General features: G+C 67.3%; 9 protein-coding genes. 8 read left to right on the plus strand and 1 reads right to left on the minus strand.

All coding sequences use genetic code 11. The features are described 5' to 3' along the window. Positions 1-402: 402 nt before the first annotated feature. The gene (locus tag PKA16_RS15235; protein WP_324404458.1) at positions 403-705 is read right to left on the minus strand and encodes a DUF493 family protein; all 303 of its coding nucleotides are present in this window, start codon (positions 703-705) and stop codon (positions 403-405) included. 241 nt (positions 706-946) lie between these two features. Between PKA16_RS15235 and PKA16_RS15240 the strand changes: the two genes are divergently transcribed. The 8 genes from PKA16_RS15240 to atpD all read left to right on the plus strand — a co-directional run. After that, the gene (locus PKA16_RS15240; protein ID WP_324404444.1) at positions 947-1,492 is read left to right on the plus strand and encodes an ATP synthase subunit I; all 546 of its coding nucleotides are present in this window, start codon (positions 947-949) and stop codon (positions 1,490-1,492) included. Then, positions 1,482-2,351 carry a F0F1 ATP synthase subunit A gene (atpB, locus tag PKA16_RS15245; protein ID WP_324404446.1) on the plus strand — a complete coding sequence of 290 codons (870 nt, stop codon included), beginning with the start codon at positions 1,482-1,484 and terminating at the stop codon, positions 2,349-2,351. Before PKA16_RS15240 ends, atpB begins: the two co-directional genes overlap by 11 nt. Positions 2,352-2,421: 70 nt before the next feature. Continuing rightward, positions 2,422-2,688, plus strand: a complete 267-nt coding sequence (gene atpE / locus PKA16_RS15250) for a F0F1 ATP synthase subunit C (RefSeq protein ID WP_324404460.1) — start codon at positions 2,422-2,424, stop codon at positions 2,686-2,688. A gap of 97 nt (positions 2,689-2,785) precedes the next feature. Continuing rightward, positions 2,786-3,256 carry a F0F1 ATP synthase subunit B gene (locus PKA16_RS15255; RefSeq protein WP_324404448.1) on the plus strand — a complete coding sequence of 157 codons (471 nt, stop codon included), beginning with the start codon at positions 2,786-2,788 and terminating at the stop codon, positions 3,254-3,256. An 18-nt stretch (positions 3,257-3,274) separates the two neighbouring features. Further along, positions 3,275-3,805, plus strand: a complete 531-nt coding sequence (locus PKA16_RS15260; protein ID WP_324404450.1) for a F0F1 ATP synthase subunit delta — start codon at positions 3,275-3,277, stop codon at positions 3,803-3,805. 58 nt (positions 3,806-3,863) lie between these two features. Beyond that, the gene (gene atpA / locus PKA16_RS15265) at positions 3,864-5,423 is read left to right on the plus strand and encodes a F0F1 ATP synthase subunit alpha (protein WP_324404452.1); all 1,560 of its coding nucleotides are present in this window, start codon (positions 3,864-3,866) and stop codon (positions 5,421-5,423) included. A gap of 23 nt (positions 5,424-5,446) precedes the next feature. Then, complete coding sequence (atpG, locus tag PKA16_RS15270) at positions 5,447-6,325, plus strand: F0F1 ATP synthase subunit gamma (protein WP_324404454.1); 879 nt, start codon at positions 5,447-5,449, stop codon at positions 6,323-6,325. 34 nt (positions 6,326-6,359) lie between these two features. Next, positions 6,360-7,377 (plus strand): F0F1 ATP synthase subunit beta (atpD, locus tag PKA16_RS15275; RefSeq protein ID WP_324404456.1); only part of this gene is annotated, 1,018 nt, incomplete at its 3' end.

The raw sequence follows: 7,377 nt of genomic DNA on the forward strand, positions 1-7,377 counted from the left end.
CCGCGATGCAGCGGCAGCAGGGCCTTGAGCGCCTGCAGGTTGTCGCCCTGGATCAACAGGTTGTGGGCGGCGGCCTGGGCGTCGCCGTGCTGGCTGATGGGCGAAAGCACACGATAGGGCACGCGCGCGGCAACGCTGAAGGCGTGTTCGCGGTCAAGCCAGTCGAGGGTGGGCATGGGTCAGGTCGGTCGGTCGCGCACCGGCGTGCAACGGGTGTCGATGCGGCGAGTGTGCCAGCACGGCAGCGCGCCATCGCGCGCGGACGGCAGCGCGCCATCGCGCGCGGTCGTGATGCCGGCGCGATGCGCGCCACCCGGTGGACGCCGCGCCGGAGCGGGGTCACGCGGCACTCGGTTCAGGCGCAGCGGACGCGGGACCGCGAAGAATCCGAGACCGCCGCCATCAGAACACGACCTTCACCATCGGGTGGCTGGTGAGCGCGCGGTACAGCGCGTCCAGTTGCGCCTGGCTGGTCGCGGTCACGGTCAGGGTCACGCCCAGGTAGTTGCCCTGCCGGCTTTCGCGCAGCTCGACCGTGGCCGCGTCGAAGTCCGGGTCGTGCTGGCGCGCCAGTTGCGTCAGCGCGTGCACGAAACCGTCCTGCTTGCGGCCCATGACCTTGATCGGGAAGGCGCACGGAAACTCGAGCAGCGAGGCGCGCCGCGCCTCGGCTGCGGCGGGCGCCGGAGCGTCCTCCGCGGGCATGGGGGCGGACGGGGTGGAGGGGTTCGGTTCGGTCATGCGGGACAGGTGGAGCGGGTGTTCGGCGGTGCAGTGCCATGCGCGCGGCGCGGCGTGCCCCCGCCAGGCCGGCACCGCCGCGCTGTCGGGACTGCGCGTCAATTATGGTCTGCGGTGGCTGCGGGTTCGAAATGGCGCGGGTTTCTACGTATAATCGCCAGGTTTTGCGGAAAATTGCACGAGCGGCAATCCCGCGTCAGTTGGCATGACACCCATCACGTCCAATACGGCGCGGTCCCCGCACCGGCAATCTCCGGGCTGGCAGGACACTGCGGGCGATGCAGAGGCTTTCGTTCCTCTGACGGCGGAACAGGCGCGCCAGTGGCGCAACCAGCATCCGCAGTTGCGCGTGGCGCGCGTGCTCGCGGTCCAGGCGCTGATCGGCGCCGGGGTTGCCTTGCTGGCCTGGGCGCTGACCGGCGAGGCCCGGGTGGCCTGGTCGGCGGTGTACGGGGCGCTGGTCGGCGTGTTGCCGACGGCGCTGGCCGCAAGACGCGCGGCCCGTTGGGCGGCGCCGGGTTTCCCGCCCGGCGCGGCACTGGCGGGCTTGCTTATGTGGGAGGCGGTCAAGGTGATCCTGGCCGTGGGGATGCTGATGGCGGCCCCGAAGATTCTGGGGGTACCGAGTTGGCCGGCATTGCTGGTGAGCCTGGTGCTGACGATCAAGGCGTACTGGATCGGGCTGCTGCTGATCCAGTCGAAGCGGTCCAGGAATGGACAGGCGCGGAAAGTAACAACCAATGGCTGCTGAAAACGCTGTGGAAGAGGGACTGACGGCCGGGGGCTACGTGGCCCACCACCTGGAGTTCTGGCAGAACCATCCGGCCAAGGGCATCATCGACCTGTCGGTGATCAACTACGACACCGTCCTGTACTCCATCCTGCTGGGCGCGCTGAGCTGCTGGATCCTGTGGGCCGCGGCGCGCAAGGCGACATCCGGCGTGCCGGGGCGCTTCCAGGCGGCGGTCGAATTCCTGGTCGAGTTTGTCGATGGCCAGGCCAAGGACATCATTCACAGCGCCGAGAGCCGCAAGGCGGTGGCGCCGCTGGCGCTCATCATCTTCGTCTGGGTCACCCTGATGAACACGATGGACCTGCTGCCGGTCGACCTGATTCCGCTCATCTGGCAGAAGCTCTACGGCGCATTCGGCGGCGATCCGGCGCACGCCTACATGCGCGTGCTGCCCACGGCCGATGTCTCGGGCAGCCTGGGCCTGTCGGTGGCGGTGCTGCTGGTGTGCCTCTACTACAACGTCAAGATCAAGGGCTTTGGCGGCTGGATGCGCGAGCTGTTCACCGCGCCGTTCGGCAACCACTTCCTGCTCTATCCGTTCAACTTCGCGATGCAGATCATCGAGTTCGTCTCCAAGACCTTCTCGCACGGCATGCGGTTGTTCGGCAACATGTACGCTGGCGAGCTGATCTTCCTGCTGATCGCCCTGATGGGCGGCGCCTTCACGCTCTCGGCCACCGGCATCGGCCTGGCCATCGGCCACATCATCGCCGGCCTGGCCTGGGCCATCTTCCACATCCTGATCATCATCCTGCAGGCCTTCATCTTCATGATGCTGGCCCTGGTCTACATCGGCCAGGCGCACGACTCGCACTGACGCGCGGCGCGCCGGTCCGTCCACGGTTTTCCCTTTCTGTTCCCTTAACCAACCACGTCCCTTAGGAGTCATCATGGAAGTCATCAGCTTTGTCGCCCTGGCCGCTGGCCTGATCATCGGCCTGGGTGCCGTCGGTGCCTGTATCGGCATCGGCATCATGGGCAGCAAGTACCTGGAATCGGCAGCGCGCCAGCCTGAACTGATGGGCGAACTGCAGACCAAGATGTTCCTGCTGGTCGGCCTGATCGACGCGGCCTTCATCATCGGCACCGGCGTGGCGCTGTGGTTCGCCACCGCCAACCCGTTCCTGGGCCAGCTCGCGCAACTCGCCAAGTAAGCACCGGACGGGGTTGGGACGGGGCGCGACGCGCTGGCCGCGCGCGCCCCGCAATCAGGATTCGCGGCGCCCACGCCGCCCGCATGAAGGATCAACCGTGAGCATCACCGGTACCCTAATCATCCAGATCATCGTGTTCCTGCTGCTGGTCTGGTTCACGATGTCGTTCGTGTGGCCGCCGATCGCGCGCGCGCTGGACGCGCGTGCCCAGAAGGTGGCCGAGGGACTGGCCGCCGCCGACAAGGCCAAGACCGAACTGGCGGCCGCCAACCAGCGCGTCGAGCAGGAGCTGGCCACCACCCGCAGCGAGAACGCCCAGCGCCTGGCCGATGCCGAGCGACGTGCGCAGCAGCTGATCGAGGAAGCCAAGGCGCGCGCCAGCGAGGAAGGCGCGAAGATCATTGCCGCCGCGAAGGCCGAGGCCGAGCAGCAGATGGTGCAGGCACGCGAGGCGTTGCGCGACGATGTCGCGCGCCTGGCGGTGCGCGGCGCCGAGCAGATCCTGCGCAAGGAGGTCAATCCTGCCGTGCACGCCGACCTGCTGGGCCGCCTGAAGACCGAACTCTGAGGCCGAGGACATCCACACATGGCCGAACTTGCCACCATCGCCAGACCATACGCCGAGGCCCTGTTCGAAACCAGCCGCAGCGACCTGCCGGCCACGCAGGCCTGGCTCGAGGCTGTCGCGGCAGCGGCCGACACGCCGCAGTTGCTGCAGTTCGCGGCCAACCCCAAGGTTGAGGCCGACGAGGTGTTCCGGCTGCTCACCTCGGTGTTGCCGCAGGCGTTGCCCGAGCGCGGCGCCAACTTCCTGCGCACCATCATCGACAACGGCCGCCTGGCGGCGCTGCCGGAGGTGGCGCGCCAGTTCCGCGAACTGGCGAACGCCGCGAGCGGGCGCTCGGACGCCCAGATCTACAGCGCCTTCCCGATCGCGGACGCTGAACTGGCCGAACTCAAGAGCGTGCTGGAAAAGCGCTTCGGCCGCAAGCTGGAAACCCATGTGCACGTCGACCCCGAGCTGATCGGCGGCGTGCGCGTGGTGGTGGGTGACGAAGTGCTGGACACCTCGGTCAAGGCCCGTCTGCAACAAATGAAAGCGGCCCTCACCGCCTGACGCAGCTCGCGTCGGCACGAGAGCCCTCGGCAACAACTAGGAACCCAAGGAACGAGTCATGCAACTCAATCCCACCGAAATTTCTGAACTGATCAAGAGCCGCATCGAGGGCCTGGGCGTCAGCGCCGACGTGCGCAACCAGGGCACCGTGGTGTCGGTGACCGACGGCATCGTGCGCATCCACGGCCTGTCCGATGCGATGCAGGGCGAGATGCTGGAATTCCCGCCCACGGCCGACGGCCAGCCGACCTTCGGCCTGGCGCTGAACCTCGAGCGCGATTCGGTGGGCGCCGTGATCCTGGGCGAGTACGAGCACATCTCCGAGGGCGACACGGTCAAGTGCACCGGCCGCATCCTGGAGGTGCCGGTGGGTCCCGAACTGATCGGTCGCGTGGTGAACGCGCTGGGTCAGCCGATCGATGGCAAGGGCCCGATCGATGCCAAGATGACCGACGTGATCGAGAAGGTCGCGCCGGGCGTGATCGCGCGCCAGTCGGTGAGCCAGCCGGTGCAGACCGGCATGAAGTCGCTCGACTCCATGGTGCCGATCGGTCGCGGCCAGCGCGAGCTGATCATCGGCGACCGCCAGACCGGCAAGACCGCGGTGGCGATCGACACCATCATCAACCAGAAGGGTCAGAACATGACCTGCGTCTACGTCGCCATCGGCCAGAAGGCGTCGTCGATCAAGAACGTGGTGCGCGCGCTGGAGCAGTACGGCGCCATGGACTACACCATCGTGGTGGCGGCCTCGGCGTCCGAGTCCGCCGCCATGCAGTACGTGGCGGCCTACTCGGGCTGCACCATGGGCGAGTACTTCCGCGACCGCGGCCAGGATGCCCTGATCATCTACGACGACCTGTCCAAGCAGGCCGTTGCCTATCGCCAGGTGTCGCTGCTGCTGCGCCGTCCGCCGGGTCGCGAGGCCTACCCGGGCGACGTGTTCTACCTGCACTCGCGCCTGCTGGAGCGCGCCGCGCGCGTCAACGCCGACTACGTCGAGGCCTTCACCAAGGGCGAGGTCAAGGGCAAGACGGGCTCGCTGACGGCGCTGCCGATCATCGAAACGCAGGCCGGCGACGTGTCCGCCTTCGTGCCGACCAACGTGATCTCGATCACGGACGGCCAGATCTTCCTGGAGACCAGCCTGTTCAACGCCGGCATCCGGCCCGCCATCAACGCCGGCATCTCGGTGTCGCGCGTGGGTGGCGCGGCGCAGACCGACCTGATCAAGAAGCTGTCGGGCGGCATCCGGACCGACCTGGCGCAGTACCGCGAGCTGGCGGCGTTCGCGCAGTTCGCCTCCGACCTGGACGAGGCCACGCGCAAGCAGCTGGACCGCGGCGCGCGCGTCACCGAACTGCTCAAGCAGCCGCAGTACAGCCCGCTGCCCATCAGCCTGATGGCGGCCTCGCTGTTCGCGGTCAACAAGGGCTACATGGACGACCTCGAGGTGAAGCAGGTGCTGCCGTTCGAATCCGGCCTGCACGCCTGGCTGAAGGACAAGCATGCCGCCCTGCTGCAGCGCCTGGAAGGCGGCAAGTCGCTGGACAAGGACAAGGAAGCCGAAAGCGAACTCACGGCCGCCATCGAGGCGTTCAAGAAAACCTTTGCCTGAGCGCGTGGGCAGGAGCTGAAGCGATGGCAGTCGGCAAGGAAATCCGCGTCAAGATCAAGTCGGTGGAGAACACCAAGAAGATCACCAAGGCGATGGAGATGGTTGCGGCCAGCAAGATGCGCAAGGCGCAGGAGCGCATGCGCGCGGCCCGCCCCTACGCCGAGAAGGTGCGCAACATCGCCACCAACCTGGGCGAGGTGCACCCCGACTACGTGCACCCGTTCATGAAGACGCACGAGGCCAAGCGTGTCGGCCTGATCGTGGTCACCACGGACAAGGGCCTGTGCGGCGGCATGAACACCAACGTGCTGCGCGCCGTGACGAACCAGCTGCGGGAGTTGCAGGACGCCGGCAACGAGGTCAACGCGGTGGCCATCGGCAACAAGGGCCTGGGCTTTCTCACGCGCATCGGCGCCAAGGTGGTGGCGCAGGTGACCCAGCTGGGCGACACGCCCTACCTGGAAAACCTGATCGGCCCGGTCAAGGCGCTGCTCGACGAATACGCCGAGGGCAAGCTGTCGGCGGTCTACATCGCCTACACGCGCTTCATCAACACCATGAAGCAGGAATCGGTGATCGAGACGCTGCTGCCGCTGTCGACCGAGCGCATGCAGCAGGAGACGCGCGAGAGCGGCCGCGTGCACAGCTGGGACTACATCTACGAACCGGACGCGCAGTCCGTCATCGACGACCTGCTGCGCCGCTACGTCGAGGCGCTGGTGTACCAGGCGGTGGCCGAGAACATGGCCTCCGAGCAGTCGGCGCGCATGGTGGCCATGAAGGCCGCCACCGACAACGCCGGCAACGTGATCGGCGAGCTGACGCTGGTCTACAACAAGACGCGCCAGGCGGCCATCACCAAGGAACTGTCGGAAATCGTCGCCGGCGCGGCGGCGGTCTGACCCCTACACACGAATCAAGGCATTGGAGCAAGACATGGCCCAAGTTGAAGGAAAAATCGTTCAGTGCATCGGCGCGGTGGTCGACGTCGAGTTCCCGCGCGCGCACATGCCGCGCGTCTACGATGCGCTCAAGATGGAAGGCTCGGCACTGACGCTGGAAGTGCAGCAGCAGCTCGGCGACGGCGTGGTGCGCACCATCGCGCTGGGCTCGTCGGACGGCCTGCGCCGCGGCATGATGGTGACCAACACCTCGGCGCCGATCACCGTGCCGGTGGGGCCGGCCACGCTCGGCCGCATCATGGACGTGCTGGGCAACCCGATCGACGAGCGCGGCCCGATCGACCAGGCGCTGACCGCCTCGATCCACCGCAAGGCGCCGAGCTATGACGAGCTCTCGCCCTCGCAGGAGCTGCTGGAAACCGGCATCAAGGTGATCGACCTGATCTGCCCGTTCGCCAAGGGCGGCAAGGTGGGCCTGTTCGGCGGCGCCGGCGTCGGCAAGACCGTCAACATGATGGAGCTGATCAACAACATCGCCAAGGCGCACTCGGGCCTGTCGGTGTTCGCCGGCGTGGGCGAGCGCACCCGCGAGGGCAACGACTTCTACCACGAGATGGCCGAGTCGGGCGTGGTCAACCTCGACAACCTCGGCGAGTCCAAGGTGGCCATGGTGTACGGCCAGATGAACGAGCCGCCGGGCAACCGCCTGCGCGTGGCGCTGACGGGCCTGACGATCGCCGAGTCGTTCCGCGACGAGGGTCGCGACGTGCTGTTCTTCGTCGACAACATCTACCGCTACACGCTGGCTGGCACCGAAGTCTCGGCGCTGCTGGGCCGCATGCCGTCGGCGGTGGGCTACCAGCCGACGCTGGCCGAGGAGATGGGCCGCCTGCAGGAGCGCATCACCTCGACCAAGGTGGGCTCGATCACCTCGATCCAGGCCGTCTACGTGCCGGCCGACGACCTGACCGACCCGTCGCCCGCCACCACCTTCGCGCACCTGGACTCCACCGTGGTGCTGTCGCGCGACATCGCGGCGCTGGGCATCTACC

Source organism: Ottowia sp., from assembly GCF_035325765.1.
Classification (GTDB): Bacteria; Pseudomonadota; Gammaproteobacteria; order Burkholderiales; family Burkholderiaceae_C; genus Ottowia.